27 protein-coding genes are annotated in these 26,998 nt (G+C 62.7%); 17 read left to right on the plus strand and 10 right to left on the minus strand.

What is annotated here, in order from left to right:
• Nucleotides 1–54: 54 nt before the first annotated feature.
• The 8 genes from recQ to ABID37_RS19535 all read left to right on the plus strand — a co-directional run bounded on the left by recQ (nucleotide 55) and on the right by ABID37_RS19535 (nucleotide 8,281).
• The gene (gene recQ / locus ABID37_RS19500) at nucleotides 55–1,854 is read left to right on the plus strand and encodes a DNA helicase RecQ (protein ID WP_354197766.1); all 1,800 of its coding nucleotides are present in this window, start codon (nucleotides 55–57) and stop codon (nucleotides 1,852–1,854) included.
• A gap of 219 nt (nucleotides 1,855–2,073) precedes the next feature.
• Complete coding sequence (locus tag ABID37_RS19505; protein ID WP_354197768.1) at nucleotides 2,074–3,129, plus strand: extracellular solute-binding protein; 1,056 nt, start codon at nucleotides 2,074–2,076, stop codon at nucleotides 3,127–3,129.
• A 67-nt stretch (nucleotides 3,130–3,196) separates the two neighbouring features.
• Nucleotides 3,197–4,321, plus strand: coding sequence for an ABC transporter ATP-binding protein (locus ABID37_RS19510; protein ID WP_354197770.1), 1,125 nt, complete (start codon nucleotides 3,197–3,199; stop codon nucleotides 4,319–4,321).
• The gene (locus tag ABID37_RS19515; RefSeq protein WP_354197772.1) at nucleotides 4,318–5,181 is read left to right on the plus strand and encodes an ABC transporter permease; all 864 of its coding nucleotides are present in this window, start codon (nucleotides 4,318–4,320) and stop codon (nucleotides 5,179–5,181) included. The genes ABID37_RS19510 and ABID37_RS19515 overlap by 4 nt, the downstream gene beginning before the upstream one ends.
• A gap of 8 nt (nucleotides 5,182–5,189) precedes the next feature.
• Complete coding sequence (locus tag ABID37_RS19520) at nucleotides 5,190–5,981, plus strand: ABC transporter permease (protein WP_354197774.1); 792 nt, start codon at nucleotides 5,190–5,192, stop codon at nucleotides 5,979–5,981.
• Between the two features lie 62 nt (nucleotides 5,982–6,043).
• Nucleotides 6,044–6,757, plus strand: a complete 714-nt coding sequence (locus ABID37_RS19525; protein WP_354197776.1) for an HpcH/HpaI aldolase family protein — start codon at nucleotides 6,044–6,046, stop codon at nucleotides 6,755–6,757.
• Between the two features lie 23 nt (nucleotides 6,758–6,780).
• Nucleotides 6,781–7,605, plus strand: a complete 825-nt coding sequence (locus tag ABID37_RS19530; RefSeq protein ID WP_354197778.1) for a carbon-nitrogen hydrolase family protein — start codon at nucleotides 6,781–6,783, stop codon at nucleotides 7,603–7,605.
• Nucleotides 7,606–7,615: 10 nt separating this feature from the next.
• Nucleotides 7,616–8,281, plus strand: a complete 666-nt coding sequence (locus tag ABID37_RS19535; protein ID WP_354197780.1) for an RraA family protein — start codon at nucleotides 7,616–7,618, stop codon at nucleotides 8,279–8,281.
• A 58-nt stretch (nucleotides 8,282–8,339) separates the two neighbouring features.
• Here ABID37_RS19535 and ABID37_RS19540 read toward each other — a convergent pair whose 3' ends face one another.
• The 4 genes from ABID37_RS19540 to ABID37_RS19555 all read right to left on the minus strand — a co-directional run bounded on the left by ABID37_RS19540 (nucleotide 8,340) and on the right by ABID37_RS19555 (nucleotide 11,214).
• Complete coding sequence (locus ABID37_RS19540) at nucleotides 8,340–9,260, minus strand: LysR family transcriptional regulator (RefSeq protein ID WP_354197782.1); 921 nt, start codon at nucleotides 9,258–9,260, stop codon at nucleotides 8,340–8,342.
• Between the two features lie 449 nt (nucleotides 9,261–9,709).
• Nucleotides 9,710–10,345: an FMN-dependent NADH-azoreductase gene (locus ABID37_RS19545; RefSeq protein WP_354197784.1), complete on the minus strand. Its 636-nt coding sequence runs from the start codon at nucleotides 10,343–10,345 to the stop codon at nucleotides 9,710–9,712.
• Nucleotides 10,346–10,351: 6 nt separating this feature from the next.
• Nucleotides 10,352–10,777 (minus strand): GNAT family N-acetyltransferase, encoded by a 426-nt coding sequence (locus tag ABID37_RS19550; protein WP_354197786.1) that lies wholly within the window; start codon nucleotides 10,775–10,777, stop codon nucleotides 10,352–10,354.
• Nucleotides 10,777–11,214, minus strand: coding sequence for a carboxymuconolactone decarboxylase family protein (locus ABID37_RS19555; RefSeq protein ID WP_354197788.1), 438 nt, complete (start codon nucleotides 11,212–11,214; stop codon nucleotides 10,777–10,779). The genes ABID37_RS19550 and ABID37_RS19555 overlap by 1 nt, the downstream gene beginning before the upstream one ends.
• Before the next feature lie 103 nt (nucleotides 11,215–11,317).
• Here ABID37_RS19555 and ABID37_RS19560 point away from each other — a divergent pair, with 103 nt between their 5' ends.
• Entirely contained in the window at nucleotides 11,318–11,788 is a 471-nt protein-coding gene (locus ABID37_RS19560; protein ID WP_354197790.1) for a MarR family winged helix-turn-helix transcriptional regulator, read from the plus strand.
• 13 nt (nucleotides 11,789–11,801) lie between these two features.
• On the opposite strand, the gene ABID37_RS19565 is transcribed toward ABID37_RS19560, so the two are convergent.
• The 4 genes from ABID37_RS19565 to ABID37_RS19580 are packed head-to-tail and all read right to left on the minus strand — an operon-like array spanning nucleotide 11,802 to nucleotide 16,170.
• Nucleotides 11,802–12,857, minus strand: coding sequence for an acyltransferase family protein (locus tag ABID37_RS19565; RefSeq protein WP_354197792.1), 1,056 nt, complete (start codon nucleotides 12,855–12,857; stop codon nucleotides 11,802–11,804).
• Nucleotides 12,854–14,122: an O-antigen ligase family protein gene (locus ABID37_RS19570; protein ID WP_354197794.1), complete on the minus strand. Its 1,269-nt coding sequence runs from the start codon at nucleotides 14,120–14,122 to the stop codon at nucleotides 12,854–12,856. Before ABID37_RS19570 ends, ABID37_RS19565 begins: the two co-directional genes overlap by 4 nt.
• A gap of 43 nt (nucleotides 14,123–14,165) precedes the next feature.
• On the minus strand, nucleotides 14,166–15,443 hold the full coding sequence (locus ABID37_RS19575) for a polysaccharide biosynthesis/export family protein (protein ID WP_354197796.1): 1,278 nt from the start codon (nucleotides 15,441–15,443) through the stop codon (nucleotides 14,166–14,168).
• Between the two features lie 49 nt (nucleotides 15,444–15,492).
• Nucleotides 15,493–16,170: a sugar transferase gene (locus tag ABID37_RS19580; RefSeq protein ID WP_354197865.1), complete on the minus strand. Its 678-nt coding sequence runs from the start codon at nucleotides 16,168–16,170 to the stop codon at nucleotides 15,493–15,495.
• Between the two features lie 611 nt (nucleotides 16,171–16,781).
• Here ABID37_RS19580 and ABID37_RS19585 point away from each other — a divergent pair.
• Together ABID37_RS19585 and ABID37_RS19590 are read left to right on the plus strand one after the other, a co-directional pair.
• On the plus strand, nucleotides 16,782–17,078 hold the full coding sequence (locus tag ABID37_RS19585) for an exopolysaccharide production repressor protein (RefSeq protein WP_354197798.1): 297 nt from the start codon (nucleotides 16,782–16,784) through the stop codon (nucleotides 17,076–17,078).
• A 157-nt stretch (nucleotides 17,079–17,235) separates the two neighbouring features.
• The gene (locus tag ABID37_RS19590; protein ID WP_354197800.1) at nucleotides 17,236–18,243 is read left to right on the plus strand and encodes a glycosyltransferase family 2 protein; all 1,008 of its coding nucleotides are present in this window, start codon (nucleotides 17,236–17,238) and stop codon (nucleotides 18,241–18,243) included.
• On the opposite strand, the gene ABID37_RS19595 is transcribed toward ABID37_RS19590, so the two are convergent.
• Nucleotides 18,234–19,178, minus strand: coding sequence for a polysaccharide pyruvyl transferase family protein (locus tag ABID37_RS19595; protein ID WP_354197802.1), 945 nt, complete (start codon nucleotides 19,176–19,178; stop codon nucleotides 18,234–18,236). The two genes, ABID37_RS19590 and ABID37_RS19595, sit on opposite strands and share 10 nt — an antisense overlap.
• 10 nt (nucleotides 19,179–19,188) lie before the next feature.
• The gene (locus ABID37_RS19600; protein ID WP_354197804.1) at nucleotides 19,189–20,148 is read right to left on the minus strand and encodes a glycosyltransferase family 2 protein; all 960 of its coding nucleotides are present in this window, start codon (nucleotides 20,146–20,148) and stop codon (nucleotides 19,189–19,191) included.
• Between the two features lie 117 nt (nucleotides 20,149–20,265).
• Here ABID37_RS19600 and ABID37_RS19605 point away from each other — a divergent pair, with 117 nt between their 5' ends.
• The 6 genes from ABID37_RS19605 to ABID37_RS19630 all read left to right on the plus strand — a co-directional run bounded on the left by ABID37_RS19605 (nucleotide 20,266) and on the right by ABID37_RS19630 (nucleotide 26,995).
• On the plus strand, nucleotides 20,266–21,747 hold the full coding sequence (locus ABID37_RS19605) for a lipopolysaccharide biosynthesis protein (RefSeq protein ID WP_354197806.1): 1,482 nt from the start codon (nucleotides 20,266–20,268) through the stop codon (nucleotides 21,745–21,747).
• 262 nt (nucleotides 21,748–22,009) lie between these two features.
• Nucleotides 22,010–22,825: an endo-1,3-1,4-beta-glycanase ExoK gene (exoK, locus tag ABID37_RS19610; RefSeq protein ID WP_354197808.1), complete on the plus strand. Its 816-nt coding sequence runs from the start codon at nucleotides 22,010–22,012 to the stop codon at nucleotides 22,823–22,825.
• A gap of 61 nt (nucleotides 22,826–22,886) precedes the next feature.
• Complete coding sequence (locus ABID37_RS19615; RefSeq protein WP_354197810.1) at nucleotides 22,887–24,059, plus strand: glycosyltransferase family protein; 1,173 nt, start codon at nucleotides 22,887–22,889, stop codon at nucleotides 24,057–24,059.
• Nucleotides 24,056–25,102, plus strand: a complete 1,047-nt coding sequence (locus tag ABID37_RS19620; protein ID WP_354197812.1) for a glycosyltransferase family 2 protein — start codon at nucleotides 24,056–24,058, stop codon at nucleotides 25,100–25,102. The genes ABID37_RS19615 and ABID37_RS19620 overlap by 4 nt, the downstream gene beginning before the upstream one ends.
• Nucleotides 25,099–26,046 (plus strand): glycosyltransferase family 2 protein, encoded by a 948-nt coding sequence (locus ABID37_RS19625; protein ID WP_354197814.1) that lies wholly within the window; start codon nucleotides 25,099–25,101, stop codon nucleotides 26,044–26,046. Before ABID37_RS19620 ends, ABID37_RS19625 begins: the two co-directional genes overlap by 4 nt.
• On the plus strand, nucleotides 26,036–26,995 hold the full coding sequence (locus ABID37_RS19630; RefSeq protein WP_354197816.1) for a glycosyltransferase family 2 protein: 960 nt from the start codon (nucleotides 26,036–26,038) through the stop codon (nucleotides 26,993–26,995). Before ABID37_RS19625 ends, ABID37_RS19630 begins: the two co-directional genes overlap by 11 nt.
• Nucleotides 26,996–26,998 lie beyond the last annotated feature (3 nt).

A 26,998-nucleotide genomic window follows, 5' to 3' on the forward strand; every position in this document is an offset into this window, starting at 1 on the left:
TTGAATGCGGGAAAGCTGCTATGAAGGGCCTTTCCGTGATTCTCCGTGCCGCCGATGACCGCCACCGCCCTCGAAATTCTCAAGACCGTCTACGGCTATGATGCCTTCAGGGGGCCGCAGGCGTGCATCGTCGAGCATGTGATTGCCGGCAACAACGCCTTCGTGCTGATGCCGACGGGGGGCGGCAAGTCGCTCTGCTACCAGATCCCTGCAATCGTCCGCCCCGGCATGGGTCTCGTCGTTTCGCCGCTGCTGGCGCTGATGGCCGACCAGGTGGCGGCACTTCGGCAGGCGGGCGTGCGCGCGGCAGGCCTCAACTCCGACCTTTCGCTCGACGAACGCCGCACTCTGTGGCGCGACATTCGCTCCGGTGCGCTCGACCTCCTCTATGTCGCACCCGAAACCTTGCTGAGGCCCGACGTTCTGGAGCTGCTCGATGGCGTGAGGCTGTCGCTGGTCGCCATCGACGAGGCGCACTGCCTGTCGCAATGGGGGCATGATTTTCGTCCCTCCTATCGCCAGCTCGACGCGGTCGTGACCCGCTTTGCCGGCACCCCGCGCATGGCGCTGACGGCGACGGCCGACGAGCCGACGCGTGCGGAAATCCTGTCGCATCTCGAAATCGACGAGGCCGATGCCTTCATCGCCGGTTTCGACCGGCCCAACATCCGCTACGCAATCGAGGAAAAGGACAATCCGCGCGCCCAGCTCAAGGAGTTCCTCAAGCGCTACGAGGGCGAGAGCGGCATCGTCTACTGCCTGTCGAAGCGTCGGACGGAGGAAACCGCCGCCTGGCTCCAGGGTCTGGGCTACGATGCGCTCGCCTATCACGCCGGCATGGACAAGGCGGCGCGCGAAGCCAACCAGATGCGCTTCCAGCATGGCGAGGCGGTCATCATGGTCGCCACCGTCGCCTTCGGCATGGGCATCGACAAGCCGGATGTGCGCTTCGTTGCCCACATCGGCCTGCCTGGCAGCATCGAGGCCTATTACCAGGAGACCGGCCGCGCCGGGCGTGACGGCCTGCCGTCCGACACGCTGATGCTCTACGGCTACGACGACATCGCGTTGCGCAGCCGCTTCATCGAGGAGTCCGAGGCGCCCGAGCAGCGCAAGCGCATGGAGCGGCAGAAACTCGACGCGCTTTTGGGACTGGCCGAGACGGCGAGCTGCCGCAGGCAGGTCCTGCTCTCCTATTTCGGCGACCATTGTGAACCGTGCGGCAATTGCGACACCTGCGCGGAGCCGCCAAAGCTGTTCGATGGCGCCATCGCCGCGCAAAAGGCCTTGTCGTGCATCTATCGCACCGGCGAGCGTTTCGGACAGGCCTATATCGTCGACGTGCTGCTGGGGGTGGAAAACGAGCGCATTGCCCAGTTCGGCCATGACTGCATCTCCACCTATGGCATCGGCAGGGAACACGACAACCGCACATGGCGGGCGATCCTGCGCCAGCTGATCGCGCTGCGCATGATCGATGTCGACCTCGCCGGCCATGGCGGCCTGTCGATCGCCCCCGCCGGCCGCGACTTCCTGCGCGACAAGCCGGCGCTGATGCTGCGCGTGCCGGCGCCGAGCCGCGCCAGGCGTGGCAAGGTCGCGCGCAGCGCGGCGCAATCTGCCGTCGCCGGTGCCGACCAGGAGCTGTTCCAGGCGCTGCGGCAGAAGCGCATGGAGATCGCGCGCCTGCAGAACGTGCCGCCCTATGTGATTTTCCACGACAAGACCCTGATCGAGCTTGCCGCGTCGCGCCCCGCGTCACGCGCCGAGATGGCAAACGTGCCCGGCATCGGCGATGCCAAGCTCGACCGCTACGGCCCCGCCTTCCTCGCGGTCATCGCCGAGCACGCCTGAGATTTGAGCGGCAAGATGTGCGGTTTCCCTGCAGTCTATCGAGCGATGATGCCGCTAAGGCCTTAGCAGGGATTGCGGAGCGGATGCCCTCACAGGGGTCGCGCGAGGCCAGCCGGCCCCGACCCGTAAAGCTTTTCTTGTCGGTCGTCACAATTTTCCCGTTGGACTTGATGCCACGCCCCGCTCAAGCTTGCTCCAGTCCAATAGGGGAACTCAAAAATGAAGAAACTGTCCTGCTATCTGATCGCAACGGCTCTGGGTTCGGCATTCGCCACGATCGCCATTGCGCAAGAGATAACGGTGATGGGCTATCGTGGCGCGTTTGAGGAGAACTACGTCAAGGCGGTGATCCAGCCGTTCGAAGCTGCTCATCCTGATATCAAGGTCAAGTATTTCGGCGTTCAGAACGCGGCGACCTCGCTGGGCAATATGCGCGCGCAGAAAGACGCGCCCGCCGTCAATGCCGTGATCTACGATCTGTCTGTCGCCAAGATCGCTTCGGAAGAGGGATTGGTCGAGGATATTTCTCTGGACAAGCTGCCGAACTATGCCGACCTCTCCGACATCGGCAAGGATCTGGGCGGCAAGGCGATCCCGCTGACCTTCGACACGCTTAGCCTGGTCTACAACACCGGTGTCTATCCCACGCCCCCGGATTCCTGGGAGGAACTGTGGAACAAGAAGAACGACGGCATGGTCATCCTGCCGGCGCAAGGCGGCGGCGATATCCAGGCCATCCTGCTGACCATCGTGGCGAACCGCATGGCCGGCGAGGAGGACTACAAGAAGGATATTCGTCCCGGCATCGACAAGCTGATCGAGGTTGCTCCGCTGGTGCAGACTTGGGAGCCCAAGCCCGATGCCTATACGCTCGTGGCGGACGGCACGGCCAACATCTCGATCGGCTACAATGCACGCGCGCAGTTCTTCTTCGATTCGACCGGCGGGCGGGTCGCCTCCGTCGCTCCCAAGGAAGGCACCGCCGCGCAGATCAACGTGATCAGCCAGATCGCCAAGTCGCCGGATTCGGACGCAACGCAAACCTTCATCAACTATGCGATCAGCCCTGAAGCGCAGGCCAACTTCGCCAAGGCGATGTTCTATGCTCCGACCAACTCGAAAACCGAACTGGACCCGGAAACCTCGGCCCGCATCCCGTTTACGGACCCGGAAAAGCGCGCAAATCTGATCGATGTCGACTGGATGGCTATCGGTGACCTGCGCGAAACCTTCCTGACCAGTTGGCGGCGCGAAATCATTCCCGCCGGTCGCTGAACATCCTCACCGAGCCACTGCGCCCCAGTGCAGGTGGCTCTCTGATCGCCCAACGTCAGGACAGCGCATGACCCAATCTCCAGCAAAGGGGATTTCTTCTGCCGTGGCAGAAGCCGATCCCACTTTCCTCAGTCTCACCTCGGTCAGCAAGGTGTATCCGAACGGCTACAAGGCGGTCGATGCCTTGGATGTCGATCTGCCGGAAGGCAAGATGCTCGGCTTGCTGGGGCCATCCGGCTGCGGCAAGACCACCACGTTGCGCATGATCGCGGGCCTCGTCCAGAACACTTCCGGACATATTCGTGTCGGTGGGCGGGACGTATCGCAAGAACCGCCCCATCGGCGGGATATGGGCCTGGTCTTCCAGAGCTATGCGCTGTTCCCGCACATGACGGTCGCCGAGAACGTGGCCTTCGGTCTGGAAATGCGCGGGATTTCACGCCGCGATGCCAAGGGACAGATCGAGGAGGCGCTGGAAATGGTGCGTCTGCCGGGCTTGGGTTCGCGCAGGCCGCGCGAACTGTCTGGTGGCCAGCAGCAGCGTGTTTCGCTGGCGCGGGCGCTGGTGATACGCCCGAGGATCCTGCTTCTGGATGAGCCGCTCTCCAACCTCGACGCGAAGCTGCGCGATGAGATGCGCGTCGAAATCCGCGAAATCCAGAAGCGCCTGAAGATCACCACGCTTTTCGTGACGCACGATCAGGTCGAGGCGCTGACGATGTGCGATCTGGTGGGCGTCATGCACGGCGGCAAGCTGGCGCAACTCGGCTCGCCCGAAGATATCTACGAGCGTCCCAATTCGTTGTTCGTGGCGGAATTCGTCGGCCGCACCAACAAGTTCCGCGCCCGGGTCACCGGCCGCAACAGGATCGAGATAGGTTCGGAAACCTTCTCGGCCGATACGCAAGGCCGCATCTCGGGCGATGTGACCGCAACCGTCCGGCCCCACCGCATCGCGCTGACGCCGGACCGCGACCGGGGCATCGTCTCCAACCATACGAACGCCGTGCGCGGGCGGTTGCTGCGCGTGACCTATATCGGCGACCTGATCCAGTACGACCTCGATATCGGTGGCCAGGAGCTCAAAGTCGAGCACCATACGCTCAGTTCCGGGCCCCGCCATGTCGAGGGCGAGATGCTGATGTGCGAATGGGCGCCCGCCGACATGTTCGTCTATGGGGATGAATCATGAGCGCCGACGGCTTTGCCCCGAGGTCGACGCGCTGGCTCATCCTGGCGCTGTTGCTGCCGATGGCGGCGGTGAACCTGCTCGCGTTCATCCTGCCGATGGCGCGGCTGGGCATGATCTCGCTGCTGGAAAGCCGGTCGGGCGGCATCCTGACCAATGTCTTCACCTTCGACAACTACATCAACTTCTTCACCGACTATTTCAGCTACCAACTCATCTGGAACTCGCTGGTCATGTCCTTCATCGTGACCATCGGCACGCTGATCGCCGCCTACCCGATCGCGCTGTTCCTGCACCGTGTGAACCCGCGCTGGCGCAATATCCTGTTCGTGATCACGGTTTCTCCGCTGCTGGTCTCCAGCGTGGTGCGAACCTATGGCTGGATGGTCATCCTCGGAAACCAGGGGCTGATCAACGGGCTCCTGATGCAGGCAGGCGTTGTCGAATCTCCCATACGGCTGATGAACAACGCGCTTGGCGTCTATGTCGGCATGATCGAAATCCTGATCCCTTACATGGCTCTGGCGCTTATCGCCGGCTTCGGCAGGCTGGATGCAGTCTATGAAGAAGCGGCCGCGACCCTCGGTGCAAACGCCGTTGTGCGCTTTCGTAGGATCATCCTGCCATTGACCATGCCGGGCGTGCTGCTGGGGTGCCTGCTCTGCTTCGTGCTCTCCATCAGCTCGTTCATCACGCCCAAGCTTCTTGGCGGCGGGCGGGTCTTCCTGCTTGCCACCGAAATCTACGATCAGGCAGTCGTGCAACTCGAATGGACCAAGGCGGCAGCGACCTCGGTCATCGTTCTGGTCATCTTCGGCCTGGCTCTCGCGCTCTATTCGCGCCAGTCGCAACGCTACGAGTGAGGCCAAAGATGATCGGACAAATGTCCCTGCCGCTCAAGGTCGTGGTGTTCCTGCTCTATATCTTTCTTTTGGCGCCTGTTCTGGTCGTCATTCCCTTGTCGTTCAGCGCGGACAGCTTCTTGGTGTTTCCGCCCGAAAGCTGGGGAATTCGCTGGTATCGCGCCATGTTCCAGCACGAAGGGCTGATGCAGGCACTGAAGGTCAGCCTATGGCTGGGCACGGTCGTGACCATCCTGAGCCTTCTGATCGGCGTGCCGGCGGCATACGCGCTGAAACGCTTCCAGTTCCCCGGGTGCGAGTTCCTGATGAACCTGTTCACGGCGCCGCTTTTGCTGCCTTCCATCGTGCTTGGCCTGGCAATCCTGCTGGTGTTCGTGCAGATGCGGCTGCTGGGGTCCTATACGGGGCTGGTGATCGCGCATCTGATCGTGACCACGCCCTATGTGATCCGCATCATGGCCACGGCGTTCTCCACCCTGCCGCCTTTCGTGGAGGAAGCCGCGACAATGCTCGGTGCATCGCCCTTCACCGTTTTCCGCCGCATTACCCTGCCGCTGATGATGCCCGGGTTCATAGCATCGGCTGCCCTGTCGTTCCTGATGTCCTTCGACGAGGTGGTCATCTCGCTGTTCGTCACAGGGCCGAATGTCCGCACGCTTCCGGTCGAGATTTTCGATTATGTCGAAAGCCGGACCGATCCGATGACCGCCGCGGTTTCCGTCGCGCTCATCCTGGCCACCCTGCTGGTCATCGTCGTGCTCGAGCGCACGCTGGGCTTCTCGAGGGCCATGGGCAAGTGACGCCCTGATCTCATCTCGCAACAAGGAACATTCCTTCTATCATGGAAAATATCGCACTTTGGATGTCGCAGCCTCATTTCAGTTTTCTGGAAATGGCGAAGCTGTGCGGTTTTCAGAAACTGGTGGTCGAGCTGGAGCACGGCACCTTTGACCTTGCCACGCTGGACCAGTTCCTGGCGCTGGCGAAGGCGCTGGACATTCCCGCGATCTGCAAGGTGATCGCACCGAACGTGGAATCCATCCAGCAAGTTCTGGATTTCGGCGCGCTGGGAGTCGTCATTCCCCACATCCGCGATGTGGCCCATGCCGCGGAGATCACCAAGGCGGCGAAGTACCCACCACTCGGTGTGCGCTCCTATACGGGCGGGCGGGTCTTCGATTATGCCCGCCCTTCCACCACGGCCTTTGAGGACGAGAACCGCCGCACGAAGTGCTACGCGATGATCGAAACCGCCGAGAGTCTCGCCGATGTCGAAAAGATCATCGCGCTGGACACGGTTGACGGCCTGTTTCCCGGCCCATCGGATCTGGCGCTGGCCTGCGGTCGCGGCGCCTATGCCTTCAACGACGCCGACCGCGCCGACCTGACCCGCATCGCCCGTGCTGCCCGCGAGGCCGGCAAGACCTGGATCATGCCCGCATGGACACCGGCCGAGCGGCAGTTCGCCCTTGAGGAAGGTGCTGAACTGCTGGTGATCGCCACCCAAAATATGGTGTTGCGCGGCGGCATCCAGTCCACGGTCGATGTCCTGCGCCGCGAAAGCGTCGTGGCCTGAACACGTTCACAAAAGGAAGTGCCATGAAAATCTCGATGATCCAGAACCATGCCAGACCGGACCGTGCCGCCAATCTGGCGCGCGTGGAAGCCATGATGGAGGAGGCGGTGAAAACCGATTCTCCCGACCTGATCGTGCTGACCGAATATTTCGAACTGTACGGAACGGGCGTCGCCGAAAAGCTGGCTGCGGCCCAGCCGGCGCCCGGCGGCGAAGCTTATGCCATGGCCCAGAATTTCGCCCGCAAGCACGGCGTTTATGTTCATGCCGGCACCATAATGGAGCGGGTGGAGGGCGAAAACCGGATCTACAACACCTCGTTCGTATTCGACCGCGACGGCACGGAAGTCGCGGCCTACCGTAAGATCCATATGTTCGATATCGAGACGCCGGACGGCATGGTCTTTCGCGAGTCCGACAGCGTAAAGCCCGGCGACGAGATCGTTACCTATGACATCGACGGCATGAAGGTCGGTTGCGCCATCTGCTACGACATCCGCTTCTTCGAGCTGTTCCTGCAACTCGAGGGTGCCGGATGCGACATCATCGTGCTGCCCGCCGCCTTCACCCTCCAGACTGGCAAGGACCACTGGGAATTGCTGGCCCGCTCCCGAGCCGTCGAAACCCAGACCTACTTCGTCGCTTGCGGGCAAACCGGCACGAACATCGTCGATGGCGTTCCGAAGGCCTGCTACGGACATTCGCTGGTCGTCGATCCGTGGGGACATGTCATCGCACGCGCCTCGGACGGAGAGGGCTTCGTCACTGCCCGCATCGATCCCGCGCAGATCAAGCGCGTCCGCAATCTCATCCCCATGACCCAGCACCGCCGCCTGGCCTGCAACTAACGGAGGCACGATGTATACCATCAAGGACATGCCCGTCCAGGTTCCCGCAGAGGATCTGGAACTGCTTTCCGGTGTCGAGACCGCGACGGTCGGACACTGGAGGCTTCTGGGCTTCATGGACCGCGCGATCCAGCCCCTGCTGCCGGGCCGCCGGGTGGTTGGGACGGCGGTAACGCTTGCGATCTCGGGCTCGGATTCCACCCTGCTGCATCACGCGACCGGCCTGCTGCGACCGGGAGACATTCTTGTCGTCGATCGTCTGGGTGATAACAAATATGCCTGCTGGGGCGGTGGCGTTACCGTTGCGGCCAAGGCGTCCGGCGCGGTTGCGGGCATCGTTGACGGTCCGTGCACCGACCTGACCGAGATCCAGGACAGCGACTTTCCCATGTGGGCGCGTGGACTGGCTCCGATCACCACCCGGCTTTACGATCTGGGCGGCGGGATGAACATTCCGGTATCCTGCGGCGGGGCCGTGGTCATGCCGGGCGATGCCATCCTCGCCGACGAAAGCGGCGTGCTCGTCATTCCGCGTGGCGAGGTCAGGGCAGTTGCGGAGAAGGCGCTCGGGATGCAGGTCGCGGGTAAGGAACGTGAGGCTCGTGTCCGCCGTGGCGAGGTGAAACTGGGCGAGATGTCCGGAGCTTCGGCCAAAGTTCTCGCCAAGATCGGCTGAACCACGGGATAGGTGGACGCTCGGCTCTGCTGTCTGGGCGCCCGGTTTCCCTGCGGTGCTATTCGGGGAGAATGACAAGGTCGCGGGAATATTCGCTCGCGATCTCCTTTGCCGTATTGCAGGCCACTTCAGCGACAAGCCTGTGCATCTGCGAGTTGGATGCCTGCAACCAGAGGATATAGTAATCCGTAGATGGAAAGCGCGGCTGTACATCTAGCGCCGTGAGCGTGCCGTCGCGAAGTTGTTCCTGCACGGCAATGAGCGGCAGTACCGAAATGCCGACCCCCGCCTCGACCAGATTGATGGTGGTCGCCAGCGAATTGGAATAGTGTATGACGTATTCTTCTTGTGACGCCGCACCGAGATAATCGAGAATTCTTTGCCCATTCAATGAGCTCTTCTCATAGGAAATGATGGGCTGGGATATGAGGTCCTGAATACCGAGTTTTGCACCCGAAGGAAAAATGCCGGTCTGGGCAACCCAGTACATGCCCAATGTCCAAAGGGGAGCTTCCCGCCTGCCAGGGCTTCCGTCATTGCGGACGCTCAGGATGAGGTCCAGGTCGGAATTATCGAGCATTTCAAGCAGACGCCGCCCGCTATCGGTCACGACCGAGACAATCAGCCGGGGATAATCTGTTTTAAGCCTGCCTATGATCCTGGGCAGCAGGCTTGGTGCGACAGTCGGCACCACTCCGAGGCTGATGCGTCCTTGCGTGCCACCGGTCTTTGCCAAGGTCTGTACCAGTGAGCGATAGTCTCCAACTATCTTCAACGCGCCCGACAGGAACTCCTCACCATCGGGCGTGATACGAACTTCTTTGGAATCGCGGTCGAAAAGCCGGATGCCGAATTCGTTCTCGATCGCGAGTATCCGGCTCGAAATTGCAGCCGGCGTGATGCCCATCTGTTCGGCCGTCGCACGAAAGCTCCGCAACTGGGCGAGGCAGACTACAGTCTCTATGAACCTGATATTCATACGCGATTCCGTAGCCACAGCCGCTTTGAACCGAGCCCCGATCTTTGCGCCGAGCACTGTGGTTGCTCCCTGTGCTCCTGTTGCCCTACAGGGGCGCGCGATGCATCCCTAGGGGGCCGAGTGACCTGGGCCAGCTCCTTTTCTTCATAGATGAGCTGGCTTGCCTGCGCAATCTGATCGGCGGATAGGACAGAAGGCCGACCGCAAGCCCCTCCACTAAATCTGACAAGTTGCAGAAATCGATACGACGTTTCCCGAAGCGCTGGACAAATAAGGCGCGCCCGCAAGGCGGGGTTGAGCAGACCCCGGCGCCGCGGCTGCCTGTTGCCGAGCAAGAGGCATCGACAAGCGCGGGTTCGCTCTCGGCAAGTGATGCAGGAACGCCTTGCTGCCTGGCGGTCAGATCTGGACCGTTGACCACGGAAGTATCACGACGATAGCGGCGAGCGTCATCCGGCGACTTGGTTGGACAGCAACCGGTGTTGACGGGTCCATTGCAAGGCTTCCAGGTCCGCTTGCTTTACCCTTTGCGGGCCACGACGCATCCTGTCGAGTGTTTTCGACCGAAAGTCCGTGATGCCGATGGTCTGGAAAACGTATCGCAAGTAAGGCGTCAGATGATCGGTCTGTGCACCGGCTGCTTCCGATACCGGCCCGCCGCAGGCGACAATGAGGAATACAGGGCGATTGGACAGAAGCCCTACCTTGCCGCTTCCCGTGTTTTTGAACGTCCGGTTCGGCCTCACAATGTAATCGACCCATGCCTTTAACGAGGCGGGAACGGTGAAATTGTGCATTGGCGTATCGATGACGACGCTGCTCGCAGCACTCAGCTCCGCAATAAGTTGCTCCGATAGCGCCAGAGCGCTCTCGTCCTTTTCGGTGCGCTGGTCGGCAGGCTTCAGGCTGGCTTCGACAAAGCCCTCGTCAGGCAGTGGGAGAACGGGAGAGGTCAGGTCTCTGATCGTCGGCTGGAGACCGGGATTGGCGTGACAAAGGCTTTGTACGAGTTCCTGGCCGTAACGGCGGCTGTAGGACTCCGTTTTGCGGGGGCTGACGGTAAGATGCAGAAGCGTTTGGTTCATATGCTGTCAGCCTATATCCATTGCAAACCGGAAGGCGGTCGCGGCCAGCCCCTCGCGATAATAGAATCGATGGCCACGGAAATTCGTGCTTGGGGTATCGAGCGCGAGTTTTGAACAATTCAAGCGCCGCGCTTCGGCCTTGAGCTCATCCATGACCACCTTGCCATAACCATTTCCACGCGCGGAACCGCGTGTGACAAGATCGTCAACATAGAGATGACGGCCATGGACAAGGTTTTCCTGCACCCGGAAACCTGCCAGCGCAACGGCACATTCGCCATCCATCAGCGCCACAAGCCGATAGCCGGACAAGCGTTGGCGGGACCACCGTTCGGCGAATTCCTCAAACGTCTTCAAATGAGGCCGCAGCTCCCGCATCAGTTCGAAACAGGCGTGCAGGTCGCCTGACGTTTCGACGGATCTGAGTTCCATTATCGCTTCGTCTCCGGCCCGATCATCGGGCTGAAGCGGAGGCCGCCGGCTATCCGGTTCCACTGGTTGATCGTGCCGACGGCCACCGTGAGGAGAATGATCTCCTGCTCGGTGAATTTGTCCTTCAGCGCCAGCCACGTCTCGTCCGAAGGGTGGGCACTGCCGATGTTCGTCAGGGCTTCCGTCCAGGCGAGTGCGGCGCTCTCCCGGGCGGTGAAAATCCCGGCCTCGCGCCAGACGGCGAGCAGGTCGAGTTTCTGTTGGGAGACGGGAACCTTCCTTGCCAGCGACAAATGGTACTGAAGGCAAAAGGCACATCCGTTTATCTGGGAGGCGCGAATTTCAACCAGTTCGATCAACTCCGGCTCCAGTCCGGATTCATGGATTGCTTTCACGAGGCTGACCAGTCCGGCATAGGCTGCCGGGGCCTTCTCCATGAAGGCTGGGTAGCTGACTCGCTCATCGTTATGGTTCATCTCTATCCCTGTTGAAGCATGCCTGATAATATCAGTGCACGAATAACATATCAGAGTTCTGACAATGGGCAAGACGCAAACCCCGATACCTGCTCCCGGCGCCGGCAAGCGGGGGGAAGCGGGGCGTATCGGCTATCTGTTGCGGCAGGCGACGGGTATCCATCGGCATCGCATGGAACAGGTCCTGGCGGAATTCGGTATCACCGCTCCGCAATTTTCGGTTTTGACGATGCTGTCGGCCTATCCAGGGATTTCCAACGCGGACGTTGCGCGTCTGGCGTTGCTCACCCCGCAGACGGTCAGCGTGATCATCGGAAATCTCGAGCGTGCCGGGCTGATTGCCCGTCAGCCGCACGAAATTCACGGCCGCATCAAGTCGCTGTTTCCGACCGACAAGGGCGCCGATCTGCTCAAGGCGGCCCGCACACAGGTCTACAAGCTGGAAGAAGCGTTGGTGGAGAACCTTACTCCGGACGAGGAGAAAGTCATCCGGCGATGGCTGGTCGCGATCGCCACGGGAACGACGGGCAGCTAGAGCCAATGCCGGACTATGAGGTTTTGGCTGCCTTGTTGGTATGCATCCTGGAACGGTCGGGGTCGGCGAGAACCGGGATTGTCTGTCGCTGCCTGCGACGCCGCTTTTTCAGAAAGGCCGTGATGGGTTTTTCCAGCACTTCATAGGCGACCATCCCTATTGCTGTGCCGGATAGGGTGGCAATGGCGAACACTGTCAAGGGCGGCAGGGAAAGCAGCATGCCGAATTTCGCGACCACTGAAATCGCCATCGTGTGCCAGAGATAGATCGAATAGGAGGCATCGCCGAGATAAGCGGCTGTATTCGACCGGGGCATATGCCCGCTGGCCTCGACGGCAAGGACGCCAATGAGAAGGAGAGACGCCAGCGGCCCGAGGATGAACGCGTTGAAGCCGATGTAAGTGATGGCGACGAAGGCAAAGCCGGCAAGCGCGACGATCATGAGGGCCAGCCCTGTCCGGGCTGACGGCATCCGGCGCTCCAGCCACAATTTGCCGACGCAGATTCCCATCAGGAATTCAAGCAGCAGCGGGCTTGTATAGGTCTTGAACACAGGAGCTTGCGGCTGCAGGAGCAGCCCGGCGATGACCAGAGCGGCAAATATGGCCGCGATGGCGGGAAGCCGCTTGCTGGCGGCAAGCATCAGCACGGCTGAAAACACGGCGTAGAAGAACAGCTCGTAGTTCAGCGTCCAGCCTTGCACGAGCAGGGGCCAGATCTGGCCGTTGCTGGGTGATATGTGCGGCACGAACATCAGGGAGCCGATGATGTGCCCGACGGTGAGCCGGATGCTGGGAAACAGCCCGGCCAGCGCCCCTGCCACCATGACGGCGGTGACGATCCAGTAGAGCGGGACGATGCGTTCGATGCGGTCGCGCAGGAAGGTCGCGGGCGCAGGCTGCCGCATCTCGGCGAGAACCCACATGATGAAGCCGCTGATGACGAAGAACACATCGACGCCCGCCGCGCCGATGACGAAATGGCCGCCGGCCCGTTCGGCCGCATGGAAGATGACCACGCCCAGCGCCGCTGCGGCCCGCAAATATTGTATGCCGAGAAGACGGCTCATATAGCGCCGTGCCGGAGCAGAGGGATGGGGGTGGCGGCGCAGGCGGCATCACCTTCGCGCTGCGGAGCGGTCAGGAAACCGGCGGCGTAGCAGAGCAGGAAGGAGCCTACGACATAGGGGTTGATCACGTCGACTTCGACGAAGGAGCGAATGAGGAACATCCAGGCGATGCCGAAGGCGACGACGGCGGCCGGATCACGGCGTGAGCCGACGAGACGCGACAGCAATCCCAGCGATGTGCGCACCATCAGGAAGGCGATGAGCAGAAGGCCGACGAGGCCGAGCTCGACTGCCGCTGCAATATAGGTGTTGTGGAAATGGAAGCCGCTGCGTGAGCCGATATAGAATTCGGCCCACAGCCGCTCGGCCTCGGAAAATCCCTGCACCCAATAGGCCTGATAGCCGACGCCGAAAATGGGAGCATTGGCGGCGGCGGCCAGTCCCTCCGACCACAGATAGGTACGGCCGGTCAGCGTCGAGTCCTTTCCGAAGGCGCCGAGAACGACATCCATGGCGCCCAGATTGGCAGCGGCGAAGGCCGCGCCCACTGCGATCATGACGGCGGCCGCCATGGCGCCCTTGCGGGTGGCGGGGGCAAACCGCAAGGCGACCTTCAGCGCGATCAGAACGGCCAGCGTGACGAGGATGGCAAGGACCGATGTCGCCGACTGGGCCTTGACGAGGGCAATAGCTGAAACGAGGCCGCAACCCAGCGCCAGAAGCCGCCAGACCATGTGCTCACGCAGGATGAAGAGGCAGGAAAAGGCGAAATAGATGCCGAGCGAGGCGAACAGTCCGATCTGGTTCTTGGATGAGAAGGCGCCGACGAAACTGTAGGTGCCGTCGAGCGGATCGTAATTGTATTGCCCGAAGACGAAGGAAAACGCCAGAACGACGCCGATGCCGATGACAGCTCCCCGGCACAAGGTGTTGACGCTGACCGTGCGCGCGGCGATGAGGACGCAGATCACATGCGAAAGCAGTTGCAGGCCGGCCCGTGCGCTGACTGCCGGTGCCGCCGACCAGAATGTGGAGAGGCAGGCCAGAAGTGCGAAGGCCGCGATCCAGCCGAAACGCCAATAATGATCCAGGATCAGCCTTCGATCTACGAGCAGCAGCGGCAGCCAGCAGGCGTAATAGGCGAGAATGGAGACCTGACCGAAGCGGGTGGAATAGGCGAAGACGAAGATCGACAAGGCCACGGCAAGGGCGCCGTACAAGCCATTGCGTTCAGGGTCGACCAGAAGGGCCTTCGGGATCTTCATGGCATCGCTTTCCCGCAGTCGCGGACGGCTGCGTGGATTGACCTCAGTTCGAATCGGCGGCCGGCCTCTCCGGCTGCGGCACGGCGACCTCCACCTTCACCACGTCACCCGGCAGGACGGCCGTGTTTTCCTTCGCCTCGGTTTCGACAGACTGGCCGTCCGCATCGGTGCGGGTGATGCGGAAGCGCACCATAGGTTCGGCCCCGTCCTGCGCGTTGGCGGCAGCGGCGGGCGCCCGCTCCAGCGCCTCCATCATCAGGCCCGAATACATCTGCATCTTCATGTCGAGCTCTTGCAGGTCGGCCTCGGTCTGCTGACGGTCGCGCGCGATTTCCGTCGCCCGCTCGTTCTGGAGGCTGGTCTCGTCCTGCGTCGTCTTGGCGATGTCCTGCTTGGCGCGCAGGCTTGCCGTTTCCATATCGAGGATCTTGCCCTCCAGTTCCGCATTGCTCTGTTCCAGCGAGAGAATGCGTTGGTTCACCACCAGGCCCTTCTCCTGGAGATTGCCAATGCTCTTCAACTCCGTGCGCAGCAATTCGAGCTGGCGGTTCTGGGTGGCGATCTTCTGCTGGAGGGACTCGATTTCGGAGCTCAGCAGCTTCTTCAGGTCGTCATGGCCGGCGAGCTGCAGCCGCAGCCGCCTTTCCCGTGCCGCCTTGAGCGCGGTCTCGTCATTGATCAGCTTGCGGCCGGCCTCGCTCTTGCGAAGCTCGTCGGGGAAGTCGATCTCGTCCTTTCCTTCCGCTTCGGCGATCAATCTCGCCCGTCTGGCGAGCAGGCCGTTGCGCTGCGCGATCAGCACGTCGTGATTGCCCTGTGCATTGAGGAAATCGCGGGCCCCACCCAAGCCGCCGGCATCGCTGCGGCGCAGCCCCCCTGCCAGGCTGAGGGCCTTCAGCACGGTGAGTTGCGGGCCATAGGGGTATTTGCCCGGCGTCTGCACGTCGCCGGCGATGAAGATCGGCCGGAACTCGGCGATCTCCACCGAGGCCTCCGGCCTGTCGGAGAGGCCGAGCCGCTGCTGGAGCTGATCGCCGATGGCGGTGGCCAGTTCACCGACCGTCTTGCCGCGCGCCGGAAGCTGGCCGACGAAAGGCATCGAAACAGCGCCCGACGGCCCGACCGTATATTCGCCGTTCAGCGTCGACCAGTCGCGCAGCGCGCCTTCCGCGCTTTGCCATTCGGCGATGCGGATATGCAGCCGGTCCATGGTGTCCAGCAGATAATCGTCGTCCGTTTGCGCGCTCGCTCCGGCAAGCGTCGCCAGCAGGACGAAAATCGCAGCTGTGAATGCACGGAGGAAGGAAGAAGCGACATGCATGTGAAAAGCTTTCAAATCCTGTGCCCGGGCGGCTTTAGAGGCGGCGCTCTCAATAGCTTCCGCGCGAAGAGAACACCGCGGGCACGGTGCGGATGAGGATCTTCACATCGGAGGTGAATGACCAGTTCTCAACATAGTGGCGGTCGAAGGCGACGCGCGCGCCATAGGAGACATCGCTGCGGCCGCTGACCTGCCACAGCCCGGTCAGGCCGGGACGGGCGCTGAGATAGTAGGGTGCGGCATTGCCATAAAGCTCAAGCTCGTCCTTCACCACGGGGCGGGGGCCGACGAAGCTCATTTCGCCGCGCAGGATGTTGAGGATCTGCGGCAGCTCGTCCAGCGAGAATTTGCGCAACACGGCGCCCACGCGGGTGACGCGCGGATCGTCCTGCAACTTGCGAGCCGCCTCCCATTCCTCGCGGGCCTGCGGGTTGGCTGCCAGATAGGCGTTCAGGACTTCGTCGCCATTCTCCACCATGGTCCGGAACTTCCAGCATCGGAAGACCTTGCCGCCACGGCCGATTCGGCGATGGCCATAAACCACGCTGCCGCCGTCGGCGAACTTGATCAGCCCCGCCAGCATCGCGAGCAGGGGACTCAAGACCACAAGTGCCGCCATGGCTCCGATTACGTCAAACCCGCGCTTGAACGGGCCGCCAGGGGTTTGCTGGTCGCAGATTTGCGATCGGGATGAGAATCTGTTGGCCAATCTGGCAGCTTCTCTCATGTTCCTGTTGCTCCGTTTGAATAGCGGAAAACTTATGCTGCGCTGCAGCACGCGAAGGGTAAGGGCCGCTGCATAGGTCAGCTCTGTGCCAAAAATCGGCCACCAAAGGGGTGTGTCAGTCATGTTTTGTAACCGAGTGAAACAGTTCGCTCGGCTTCAGGTGTAGATTAGTTTCATTAGTGTAATAATTAATGATATATTAATTGTATTTGTGATAATTATCATTTTAAAACAATAATTTATTTAAGTGTATAAGAGAATATCATTGTGATTTGAGTTACTTCGAGGTGAAGGCGCCTTTCTTGCTTCTGAAAGGGCGCATCTGCTTTCCGGGGTGGCGTCGCCGGTGACGCCTTTTTGCCTTCCGGAAAGCTCAATTTCCGCTGGTTCCAGATCAAGTTGCAAAGAGTCGGCAGTCAGGACTCATGTTGCGGAGACTTGCCAAACCGCCTATATTTACGGGTGTGCGAGCGATCACGAAATGGAGGCTTTCAAGCTTTGCATTTCGAGGATTTGGGTGTGCCGGTGAAAGTCGTTCATCCACGTTCGCAATGGCGGGAGTAAGGTTTTGCATGAGAGTGTTGCAGCCACGCGGCGTGTGAAAGGATAAGATGTCCTTTCCTCTGTTCCTTCGCGGCTTCCTCATCGCCCTTGGCATGTTTGCCATAGTGAACTACGCGATCACCCAATCATTATGGACGACCTTTCTCAGCACTGTCATTTGCGCGGTGCTGATCCAGATTGGCTATTTCGTAGCAATCCTGTTCATGGTCTGGCGATCCGGTGCGCCGGGCGAACGCGGCGGCGATCCCTCGGAAAGCGGTGCCGGTGCTCCGGTGGCCAAGAAGGGCAAGCTCGAAGCCAAGGCCGCATCGCTGCGAAACACCAGGGGTTCCTCGCTGCACTGATCGGGCGTTTCGCCGGGCGTGTTTCGCTTGGCGGTCATCAAATTGCCTTGTGATGCTGGATAAGGCGTGGCCTACGTCGTCGGCCCATTGCGGCCGCATGTCCTGAAACGACAGATTTCCATGCCGGGCGCATGGAAGCACTCAAGCGGAAACCGGCATGGCATTCCCGACCGTCTGCGTCATCATCGCGGCCAAGAACGCCCAGGAGACGATCGCGCGTGCAGTCGCTTCGGCGCTGCGGGAGGCGCGCGTCAGCGAGGTCGTCGTCGTGGATGATGGCTCCGACGATGCCACCGCCGAAAGGGCGCTTGCGGCAGATGACGGCAGCGGCCGCCTTGCCATCGTGAGGCTGGACAGCAATCGAGGGCCCGCCCATGCCCGCAACCGTGCCATCGCGATGTCCAGGGCCCCGCTTCTGGCGATCCTCGACGCCGATGACTTCTTCCTGCCGGGCCGTTTCGACAGAATGCTCGATGGCGAAGACTGGGACTTCGTCGCCGACAATATCGTCTTCATCGATGAGCGCAGCATGGTCGACCGGCAGTTGGCGGTGCCCCGCTTCGAGACGGCGCCGTGTTTTCTCGACGCGGTCGGTTTCATCGACGGCAACATTTCCCGGCGCGGTGCCTCGCGCGGCGAGATCGGTTTTCTGAAACCGGTGATGCGGCGCGCCTTTCTCGATCGCCACGCCCTGTGCTATGACGAGAGCCTGCGCCTTGGCGAGGATTACGATCTCTACACGCGGGCCCTGTTGAAGGGCGCGCGCTACAAGATCGTGCACGATTGCGGCTACGGCGCCGTGGTGCGCGCCGATTCGCTGAGCGGCCGCCATCGCACCGAGGACCTGAAGCGGCTCTACGAGGCCGATCGCGCCATGCTCGCCTCTTTCGATCTGACGCCGGAGGCGAGAGGAGCGCTTCTTCGCCATGAACGCCATGTGCGCGGCCGCTTCGAATTGCGCCATTTCCTCGACCGAAAGGGCACGCGCGGCCTGATCCCCGCCGGATTTGAGGCGCTGGCACGGCCCTCGGCACTGCCGGCCATCATCCGTGGCGTCGCCGCCGACAAGCTGGAGGCTCTGCGGCGGAGCCGCCATAGCCAAAGCTCAAAGGAGCCTGCCCCGCCGCGCTATCTGCTTGCGGCCCGTATCGCCACTCAGAAATAGTCGCGACGTACGGTTTCGATCACTGCCCCCAGCTGTTCCTTCTTCCCGGCCAATACGGCATCTGCGCTGAGTTGCGGTGTGGCCATGCGCGCCTTGCGCAGCGCCAGGATGGCGGGCAGGGCAAGGATCTTCTTGGCTGCCGCGCGCAACGGTGATCCGGATTCCGGATGGGTCGCGACCAGCATCTCCGCGTCCGGCGCGCGTCCTCCGTTGGCCGGGTGCTCCCGCTGCGCAAAGTTCATGCCCCAGAAGGGGGCGCCCTTGGTGACTGCCTCGGCGCGTGAGGAGAGGGGAATGCGCCGGGGTTCGTAGCGCACCTCGAGCGAGGCCGCCCAGTCGCACCATTTGAAACTGTTGATGCTCTGCGAGGTCGTCACCGCCACCCAGGGCACGCGGAAGGCGTCGGCCAGTATGGCGGCATGCATCGATTCGGCGATCACCAGATCGGCCTGCGCGATCTTGCGGATGACGTCCCTTGCCTCTCCGCAGGGATCGACATAGCCAAGCCCTGCCTCGTGGCACACCAGCGGCCAGATGCCGCCGACCGTGGATTCCCAATGCGGCACGAAGATCGTTCCGCCACTCTTTTGCAGGTTCCGGAATTCGGGCATGTCCGCCACCAGCACGGCAGGATCGACAAGGCCGAGCCCTTCGTCGAGGCCGAGCGTGCGCGCCGTCAGCGGACCGCGCACCGCGCGTATGTCCCATTCGCCGGCATCGGAAAGGTCGGGAGCTTCGCCGTAGCCGAAGCCGCTGCCGATGACGAGTTTCTTCACGCCTGCGGGCAATAGCTTCCGGTTCAGGACAGTGCCTACCCCCACGAGCAGCGTTTCGGGATGGATATCGCGCAGGCCGGGCAGGAGGAAATCCCAGAGCCACAGGTTGAGGTCGTCGCCGAAATTGCCATGGGCGGATTCCCAGTAGAAGGGCTGCATTCTCGACCTCCTATCGGGCAATCTTGCCGACGGCGAGAGCCAGGGCGCTGCGCAGGATTTTCGGATCGCGCCAGGCCCATTGTGCGAGCTGCTTCAATTGCGGAGCCTTGCGCGTCTTGACCAGACGCGCCTGCCCCCACAGCGCCTGATTGCGCGCGGTCTGCTTGTAGACCTCGATCGAGGCCCGGTCCTCGGGGCGATGGACGAACCGGTTCTCCAGATGGTCGAGCGCCACCCAGGTGTTGAACTGCTGCCTGAGGAACTGCGGCGAATCGCTGTCCATTCCGTGGAAGATGTTGATGCCTTCCCCGCGCGTGGCGCCGATGGATTCGCAAAGCACGCAACGACGCGCATTGCGCACGCAATCGTAGAAGAACAACACGTCCTCCGCCGCCAGTCTCAGCGCTGCGTCGAAGCGGATGTTGCGGGCCAGGGTCTGGCCGATAACCATGCAGGACAGATGCAGGAAGCTCCAGTTCTTCAGCATGGTGCCGCCAAGGTCGGCAATCTCGACAATGGGCGGATCGTCGCTCAGCCGTGTCATCTGTGCGGCGCCTGCCAGGTCGGCCACGCCGAAATGGTAGTAGAATTCCTCGCCGCCCCCGATCGAGGCCCAGTAACAGTCGGCATCAAAAAGTGACAGCGCAGCCACCGCCGTCTCCAGATGCTTCGGCGCCCACTCATCGTCGGAATCGAGGAAGGCAACGCAGGCGCTGTCGGCAGGCACATGGTCGAGCCCCATGTTGCGCGCCCCACCCGGTCCCGCATTCGGTTGTTTTATAACGGTAATCCGCGCCCGTTCTTCCAGCTGGAACTCCCGCAGCTCGGTTTCGGCCGGCAAAGGTGAGGTGTCGTCGACGACGATCACGTCGAAATCGGCATGGGTCTGCGCGAATACGGAACGCAACGCCCGCCCCAGGATTCCGGGCTCTCGCTGGTAGTAGGGGATGATGACTGTGCACTTCGTCATTTTTTCGCGCCTTCAGGAGTCTAGGGGGCCACCACGGGCCCGATGCATTCCGGTCGGTGCCCCCCGCAGGGCTCGCTGACGAACGTGGGTCCGCCCACAAAGGAACGGCGCTCGCCCATGTCGACGACCATCAATTTGAAGACCGTGACGAACAGCGTTGGCTGGAGCGTGCTTTCCAAGACCAGCATATTCGGGCTGAAATTTGTCACCGTCCCGATCCTGGCGCGCCTCCTCTCCCCGGAAGAGTTCGGCACGGTGGCCGTCGCCCAGACCGTGGTGATGTTCCTGGCCATGATCGGCAGCGCGGGCCTTGCGGCCTCCCTGGTGCTCGAACGCGAGGAGGACGAGGAGACGCTGCACTCGGTGTTCTGGGTCAATCTCGCGCTGGCGCTGGCGATGTCGGCCTGCATCTATATATGGGCCGTGCCCTTCGCCCGCTGGCTGGGCGCGGAGGATGCGGCCTATCTGCTCCGGGTGATGGCGCTTCTGGTGCCGCTGCAACTGAGCGGCGATGTCGCCTATTCCCTGCTGGCGCGGCGCATGGCCTTCCGCAAGGACGCCGCCTGGAGCGTGATTTCCGAATCGCTCGGCGCGGTGGTCGCCGTCGCACTGGCGCTGGCGGGCTTTGGCGTCTGGGCGCTGGTGGCGCAGCTTTTCGTGGCCGCGATCGTGCGCCTTGGTGGCCTCTTCCATGCTACGGCCTACCGGCCGAAATTCATGCTCTCGCTGGCCCGGGTCGGCGCGCTGACGCGCTACAGCCTTGGCATCATGGGCTCCGAATTCTTCAATTTCATCACCTTCCAGTCACCTCTGGTGGTGGTGTCGCGCTATCTGGGCCTTGCCGATGCGGGCGCCTATTCGGCAGCCAACCGCTTTTCCAGCATTCCGAATCAGGTGCTGCTGGCCGGCCTCATGGGAGTGCTGTTTCCGGCTTTCAGCCATATGGGCGACGATACGCGTCGGCGCACCGATGCGCTGATGCTCAGCACGCAGGTCTCGACGGTGGCGCTGGCGCCGATGATGTTCGGCCTGTGGGCGGTGGCGGAGCCGGGCATGTACCTGATCTTCGGCCCGCAATGGGCGCATGCCTGGCCGGTGCTCGGCCTGCTCGCCGTTTCCAAGGGGATCATGTCGCCTTGCAGCACCTACATTCCCTTCCTCAAGGGGGCGGGCCGATCCGATGTCTTGTGGTGGGTCGCCATGTTGCGCGCCGGGCTCGTCTACGGCCTTGTCAGCTATGGCGCCGTGACCGGCGGCCTTTTCACAGCCATGGTCTGGCTGTGCGTCGCCAACGGCATCACCCTGATTTTCTACTCCTGGGCGGTGTTCCGGACCAGCAATGTTCCTTTCCTGTCCGGCTTCTACACCACCACCCGCCCGATGGTCGCCTCGCTCATCATGGCCGTGGCGGTACGGTGGCTGCTGGACCGGATGAAGGACGACCTGCCGGGTGGCCTGTGGTGGAATGCGGCATCGCAGGTGATGGTTGGCATCGCGGCGGGCGCCGTCCTGTATGGCTTGCTTCTTTTCCTGATGGAGCGCGGCCTGTTGAGGAAACTGCTCGAACTCGTGCGGCAGCGCAAAATGCGGGCGGCCTGAATGTGGGTATGCAGGTTTCGTTACCGGCGGTGAAGGGACGTCAGGTGGCTACCCGCCTTGGAAACGTACTCCTGCGGCCGGTGCCGGTCCGGTTTTCCGTCTCGGCGGCTTAACCCGCGCTCATAAAAAGTTACCGGCCGGCTCTCCGAAATGTGGGGACGCGCCATATTGCCATCCCGCGACCGTCCTAAACGCCACTCAACATTCGCTCGAAATTGAAGCGGACCCATGTCGGGGCTGAACAGAAAGTAGGACGGTGACGATGGCGAAACCACAGGCGACGACCCTCCCGGCATGGCTCCTGACCGGCGTGCTGGCGCTGGCGGCAACGACGCCCGCGCAGGCACAATCGGCGGACCAGGCCAAGGGCGAATCCTTCGTGGAAACCTTCGACAAGCTCGACACCGGGCGTTGGTACATCTCCGACGGCTGGTCGAACGGCGACCACCAGAACTGCACCTGGTCGTCCAAACAGGCGAAGGTCGAGGACGGACGGCTCAAGCTCGGTTTCGCAAAGCAGGATTACAAGCAGCGCAGTCATGTCTGCGGCGAGGTGCAGACCCGGCAACGCTTCGGCTACGGCGTATACGAAGTGCGCATGAAGGCTGTGGCCGGCTCCGGCCTCAACACCGGCTTCTTCACCTATATCGGCCCGGTCGACAAGCAGCCCCATGACGAGATCGATTTCGAGGTGCTCGGCAAGGACCCCGCCAGGGTGCAGGTCAACCAGTATGTCGATGGCGAGAGCGTCGGCAGCGCCAAGCTTGCCGAGGTGTCAGGCGGCGCCGACAAGGATTTCCACGACTATGCCTTCGTCTGGGAGAAGGATCGCATCGCCTGGTATGTCGACGGCGCGCTGGTCGAGGAGGAGACCGACCCTGCCAGGGTGCCGAGCCATGCCTCGAAGATCTTCCTGAGCCTTTGGGGCAGCGACACGCTGAAATCCTGGATGGGCGCTTTCGAAGACCCGGGCGGCCCTGTCGCCGCCGAGGTGGACCGCGTCGCCTATACGGCGCCCGGCGAGCCTTGCCAGTTCCCGGAATCGATTGCCTGCAAGCTGAAACAGGATGCGCAATGAGCAAAGCGACCTGTGGGCGCGGCGCAATCAGCCGGCACGCCTGCGATAGGTGACAGATCACATGCTGCACGTTCTTTACCTGGTCCACGACCTGTGCGACCCGGCGACGGCCCGACGCGTCGCAATGCTGCAAGCCGGTGGCGCGCATGTCACGCTTGCCGGCTTCCGGCGGGGCGCGCTGCCCACCTTTGACGGCATTGCGCCCATCGACCTCGGCATGACAGGCGACAGGGCCTTTGCCCAGCGCCTGATTGCGGTGGGCAAGGCGGCAATCATGCTGGGCGCGCGGTTGAAAGGCCTGATGAAGCCCGACATCGTCGTCGCCCGCAATCTCGAGATGCTGGCGCTGGCCAACCGGGTCCATGCCCTCTTCGGCGCAAATGTGCCGATCGTCTATGAATGCCTCGACATCCACCGCCTGCTGCTGGACGAGGGGGCGGTGGGCAAGGCCATGCGCGGCGCGGAGCGCTTCCTTGGCCGCAACGCCGCGCTGCTTGTGACCAGTTCGCCTGCTTTCGTGCGGGAATATTTCGAGGCGCGCGGCCAGTCCCATGCCCCGGTGATGCTGCTTGAGAACAAGGTGCTCGAGCTTTCCGGCGGGGCCGGGCAACCCATGCGGGCTGCCTCACCGCCAGCGGAAGGCGAGGCATGGCGGATCGGCTGGTTCGGTGCGCTGCGCTGCGCCCGCTCGCTCGCGCTTCTTGCCGCCTTCACCCGCGCCACGCAGGGCCGGTTCGAGGTCGTGCTGCGCGGTCGCCCGGCCCATGTCGAGTTCGATAATTTCGACGGCTTCGTCGCGGCAGAGCCGCATATGCGTTTCGAAGGCCCATACCGCAACCCGCAGGATCTCCCGGCCATCTATGGCGAGGTCCATTTTTCCTGGGCGATCGACTTCTTCGAAGCGGGCATGAACTCCGACTGGCTGCTGCCGAACCGGCTTTATGAAGGTTGCCGTTTCGGCGCCGTTCCGCTGGCCATGCAGGGCACGGAAACAGGCCGCTTCCTTGCGGGACATGGCATCGGCCTGTTGCTTGACAGGCCGGAGGCCGAGCCATTGACCGCCCTGCTCGAGGACATGACCGCTGGGCGTTACGCCGCCTTGAGCGAGGCGGTGGCGGTGCACAAGCCTGAAACCTGGGTGTGCGATGCCGCCGAGTGCCGCGCTCTGGTGGAGCGCATGAAGGGGGTTGCCGGTGGCGCCTGGGCACGAACCCCGGTGGAGGCCGCAGCATGACGATGCCCGAGCCGCTCGAGAAACCGCACGACAGGGCCATGGCCGGCAGTCGCTGCATGGTGGTGATCCCTTGTCTCAACGAGGTCGATCATATCGGCGACCTGCTCGACCAGTTGCTCGACCCGGCCGAGCGGCTCGATATGAGGATCGTTGTCGCGGATGGCGGCAGCACGGACGGCACGCGCGCCACGGTGCGCGAGATCGCCGCCGCAACGTCACGCGTGATCCTGCTGGACAATCCACGCCGCCTGCAAAGTGCCGCGCTGAACCTTGCCGTGGCCGAGTTCGGCCATCAGGTTGAATACCTCATCCGTATCGACGCCCATGGCGGCTATCCGGACGACTATTGCGAGCGGCTGCTTCAGGAGGCGCGCGAAACCGGCGCCGATTCCGTAGTGGTTTCGATGGAAACGGTGGGGTTCCGGCCGTTCCAGAAGGCGGCGGCGGCCGCGCAGAATTCCCGGCTCGGCAATGGCGGCTCCCCCCATCGTGAGGGCATTCCCGGCCACTGGACCGATCATGGCCACCACGCCCTGATGCGGGTGTCGGCTTTTCGCGCCGTGGGGGGCTATGACGAAAGCTTCAGCCACAACGAGGATGCGGAACTGGACCACCGGCTTGCGGCTGCCGGCTATCGCATCTGGATGACCGACAAGACCTTCATGACCTACTATCCGCGGACGACTCCGGCCGCCCTGTTCCGGCAATATCTGGGCTATGGCCGGGGCAGGGCCAGGAACGCCATGAAGCATGGCACGCCGCTGAAGCCGCGGCAGGCGCTTCCGCTTCTGGTGGCGCCGGCGGTGGCGGGCGCGGTGCTGGCCGTCGTCAGCGCCACCGCGCTGCTGCCGGTATCGCTTTGGGCGGGCGCATGCCTCGGCTATGGCGCCTGGATGGCGGTGAGGGAGCGCAACCCCCACGGACCGCTGGCCGGCATCTCGGCCATGATCATGCATCTGGCATGGTCCACCGGCTTCTGGCTGGAATATCTGCGCGCATGGCGCCAGCAACGCCTGAAACAGCGGGGGGTGCCGGCATCATGAGCCACAATGCCCCGCAACGTACGGTGCCGGTAGACATATGCGTATGCACCTACCAGCGCGCCCATCTGGAACAGACGCTGCGTTCGCTCGCCGCTTTGGAACTGCCGTCGCAAGTGAGGCTGCGGATCGTCGTGGCAGACAATGACGCACAGCCGAGCGCCAGGGCGCTGGTTGATGCGCTGGCGAACGAACTGCCCGTCGCGTTGCACTACATCCACTGCCCGGCGTCCAACATCTCGCTTGCCCGCAACGCCTGTCTCGAAGCCGCGCAGGGAACGTTCCTCGCCTTCATCGACGACGATTCCACGGCAACGTCGCGATGGCTGGCGGAACTGATCGCCGTCGCCGAAGCGACCGGGGCGGATGCGGTTCTGGGGCCGGTGCGCGCGATCTATTCTCCTTCCGCGCCCGGCTGGATGCGACGGGGCGATTTCCATTCGACCGGCCCGGTCTGGGTCGATGGTGAAATCCGCACAGGTTACAGCGGCAACGTGCTGCTGAGGCGCGCCTCGCCCCATGTCGAGGGCCGGCGCTTCAATCTGGCGCTAGGGCGCAGCGGCGGCGAGGATACGGAATATTTCGCGCAGCTTCACCGGTCGGGCGGCAGGATCGCCTATGCGCCGGATGCGCTGGCCTGCGAGCCGGTAACGCCGCAGCGCGCACGGTTCTTCTGGCTGGCCAGACGGCGCTTCCGCTCGGGGCAGACACATGCGCGGCTGCTGGCGGCCGAACCTGTGTCACCGCTGCCGCAGGCAGGCCTCGCCGCTGCCAAAGCCGCGTTCAGCTTCTGCGCCGCGCTTGCCTTTATCGCGGTGCCCCACCGTCGCAACCGGCAGATCCTGCGCGGCATCATGCATGCCGGCGTGGCCGGTGGCTTGCTCGGCCTGCGTGAAGCCCGCCTCTATGGCGACGAGCCCGCGAAAGGACAGACCCATGCAGCCTGACGTGAGTTTCGTCATCGCCGCCTACAATGCCGAAGCCTGCATTTCACAGGCAATAGAAAGCGCGCTCGCCCAGCGTGGCGTGTCGGTTGAGGTGATCGTCGTGGATGATTGCTCGAGCGACCGTACGGTCGAGATCGCCCGCGCCTTTGCCCCCCGGCAGGTTACGGTGGTCGCGCTTCCTTGCAATCGGGGGCCGGGAGGTGCGCGTAATGCGGGGTTCGATACCGCGACCGGGCGCTGGATCGCCGTCCTCGATTCCGACGATAGCATCCATCCGGACAGGATGCGGCGCATGATCGACAGGGCCAATACGGCCGGTGCGCAGATTGCCGTCGACAATCTCGACGTGGTGGAGAATGCCGCTGCCCCGCGGACCATGTTCGACGAAGCCTTCCTTGAAGCGCGCCCCGAACTCCACCTTGCCGATTTCATCGACGGCAACATCATGTTCCAGGGCCGGTTTTCCTTCGGCTATGTGAAGCCGATCTTCCGGCGGGATTTCCTTGAGCGTCACGCCCTGCGCTATGACGAGGCGCTGCGTATCGGCGAGGACTACATCCTGCTCGCCTCGGCACTGGCGGCAGGCGGGCGCTGCGCGGTCGAGCCGCGTGCCGGCTATCGCTATCACATTCGCGGCGGTTCCCTCTCGCGCGTGCTCGAACTGCATCATGTCGAAGCGATGCTGGCGGCCGATGACGCCTTCCGAAGGGCCTATCGTCTGGAACCGCAAGCCCAGGCCGCTTTGGCGCGGCGCACGAAGAGCCTGCGGCGGGCGGCGTCCTTCCTGCTTCTGGTGCGGCATCTGAAGGACAGGGCGCCGCTGCGCGCTGCCGGCACGGCGCTGCGCGACCCGGCGGCGCTGAGACACCTCAGCATGCCGATAATGGTGCGGTTGCGCCGGCTCGCGGCTGCGTTTCACCCCGCGGCAAGCAGATTGAAAACCAACTGAATC

It is taken from the genome of Aquamicrobium terrae, from assembly GCF_040545735.1.
GTDB classification, from domain to species: Bacteria; Pseudomonadota; Alphaproteobacteria; order Rhizobiales; family Rhizobiaceae; genus Mesorhizobium; species Mesorhizobium terrae_A.

Coding starts and splice junctions, on each gene's coding strand:
- ABID37_RS19535 (WP_354197780.1), top strand. CDS start 7,616: ATGTATACCATCAAGGACATGCCCGTCCAGGTTCCCGCAGAGGATCTG.
- exoK (WP_354197808.1), top strand. CDS start 22,010: ATGGCGAAACCACAGGCGACGACCCTCCCGGCATGGCTCCTGACCGGC.
- ABID37_RS19575 (WP_354197796.1), bottom strand. CDS start 15,443: ATGCATGTCGCTTCTTCCTTCCTCCGTGCATTCACAGCTGCGATTTTC.
- ABID37_RS19630 (WP_354197816.1), top strand. CDS start 26,036: ATGCAGCCTGACGTGAGTTTCGTCATCGCCGCCTACAATGCCGAAGCC.
- ABID37_RS19530 (WP_354197778.1), top strand. CDS start 6,781: ATGAAAATCTCGATGATCCAGAACCATGCCAGACCGGACCGTGCCGCC.
- ABID37_RS19505 (WP_354197768.1), top strand. CDS start 2,074: ATGAAGAAACTGTCCTGCTATCTGATCGCAACGGCTCTGGGTTCGGCA.
- ABID37_RS19590 (WP_354197800.1), top strand. CDS start 17,236: ATGGCATTCCCGACCGTCTGCGTCATCATCGCGGCCAAGAACGCCCAG.
- ABID37_RS19545 (WP_354197784.1), bottom strand. CDS start 10,345: ATGAACCAAACGCTTCTGCATCTTACCGTCAGCCCCCGCAAAACGGAG.
- ABID37_RS19525 (WP_354197776.1), top strand. CDS start 6,044: ATGTCGCAGCCTCATTTCAGTTTTCTGGAAATGGCGAAGCTGTGCGGT.
- ABID37_RS19600 (WP_354197804.1), bottom strand. CDS start 20,148: ATGACGAAGTGCACAGTCATCATCCCCTACTACCAGCGAGAGCCCGGA.
- recQ (WP_354197766.1), top strand. CDS start 55: ATGACCGCCACCGCCCTCGAAATTCTCAAGACCGTCTACGGCTATGAT.
- ABID37_RS19605 (WP_354197806.1), top strand. CDS start 20,266: ATGTCGACGACCATCAATTTGAAGACCGTGACGAACAGCGTTGGCTGG.
- ABID37_RS19565 (WP_354197792.1), bottom strand. CDS start 12,857: ATGAGCCGTCTTCTCGGCATACAATATTTGCGGGCCGCAGCGGCGCTG.
- ABID37_RS19540 (WP_354197782.1), bottom strand. CDS start 9,260: ATGAATATCAGGTTCATAGAGACTGTAGTCTGCCTCGCCCAGTTGCGG.
- ABID37_RS19510 (WP_354197770.1), top strand. CDS start 3,197: ATGACCCAATCTCCAGCAAAGGGGATTTCTTCTGCCGTGGCAGAAGCC.
- ABID37_RS19625 (WP_354197814.1), top strand. CDS start 25,099: ATGAGCCACAATGCCCCGCAACGTACGGTGCCGGTAGACATATGCGTA.
- ABID37_RS19570 (WP_354197794.1), bottom strand. CDS start 14,122: ATGAAGATCCCGAAGGCCCTTCTGGTCGACCCTGAACGCAATGGCTTG.
- ABID37_RS19585 (WP_354197798.1), top strand. CDS start 16,782: ATGTCCTTTCCTCTGTTCCTTCGCGGCTTCCTCATCGCCCTTGGCATG.
- ABID37_RS19615 (WP_354197810.1), top strand. CDS start 22,887: ATGCTGCACGTTCTTTACCTGGTCCACGACCTGTGCGACCCGGCGACG.
- ABID37_RS19580 (WP_354197865.1), bottom strand. CDS start 16,170: ATGAGAGAAGCTGCCAGATTGGCCAACAGATTCTCATCCCGATCGCAA.
- ABID37_RS19520 (WP_354197774.1), top strand. CDS start 5,190: ATGATCGGACAAATGTCCCTGCCGCTCAAGGTCGTGGTGTTCCTGCTC.
- ABID37_RS19555 (WP_354197788.1), bottom strand. CDS start 11,214: ATGGAGAAGGCCCCGGCAGCCTATGCCGGACTGGTCAGCCTCGTGAAA.
- ABID37_RS19595 (WP_354197802.1), bottom strand. CDS start 19,178: ATGCAGCCCTTCTACTGGGAATCCGCCCATGGCAATTTCGGCGACGAC.
- ABID37_RS19620 (WP_354197812.1), top strand. CDS start 24,056: ATGACGATGCCCGAGCCGCTCGAGAAACCGCACGACAGGGCCATGGCC.
- ABID37_RS19550 (WP_354197786.1), bottom strand. CDS start 10,777: ATGGAACTCAGATCCGTCGAAACGTCAGGCGACCTGCACGCCTGTTTC.
- ABID37_RS19515 (WP_354197772.1), top strand. CDS start 4,318: ATGAGCGCCGACGGCTTTGCCCCGAGGTCGACGCGCTGGCTCATCCTG.
- ABID37_RS19560 (WP_354197790.1), top strand. CDS start 11,318: ATGGGCAAGACGCAAACCCCGATACCTGCTCCCGGCGCCGGCAAGCGG.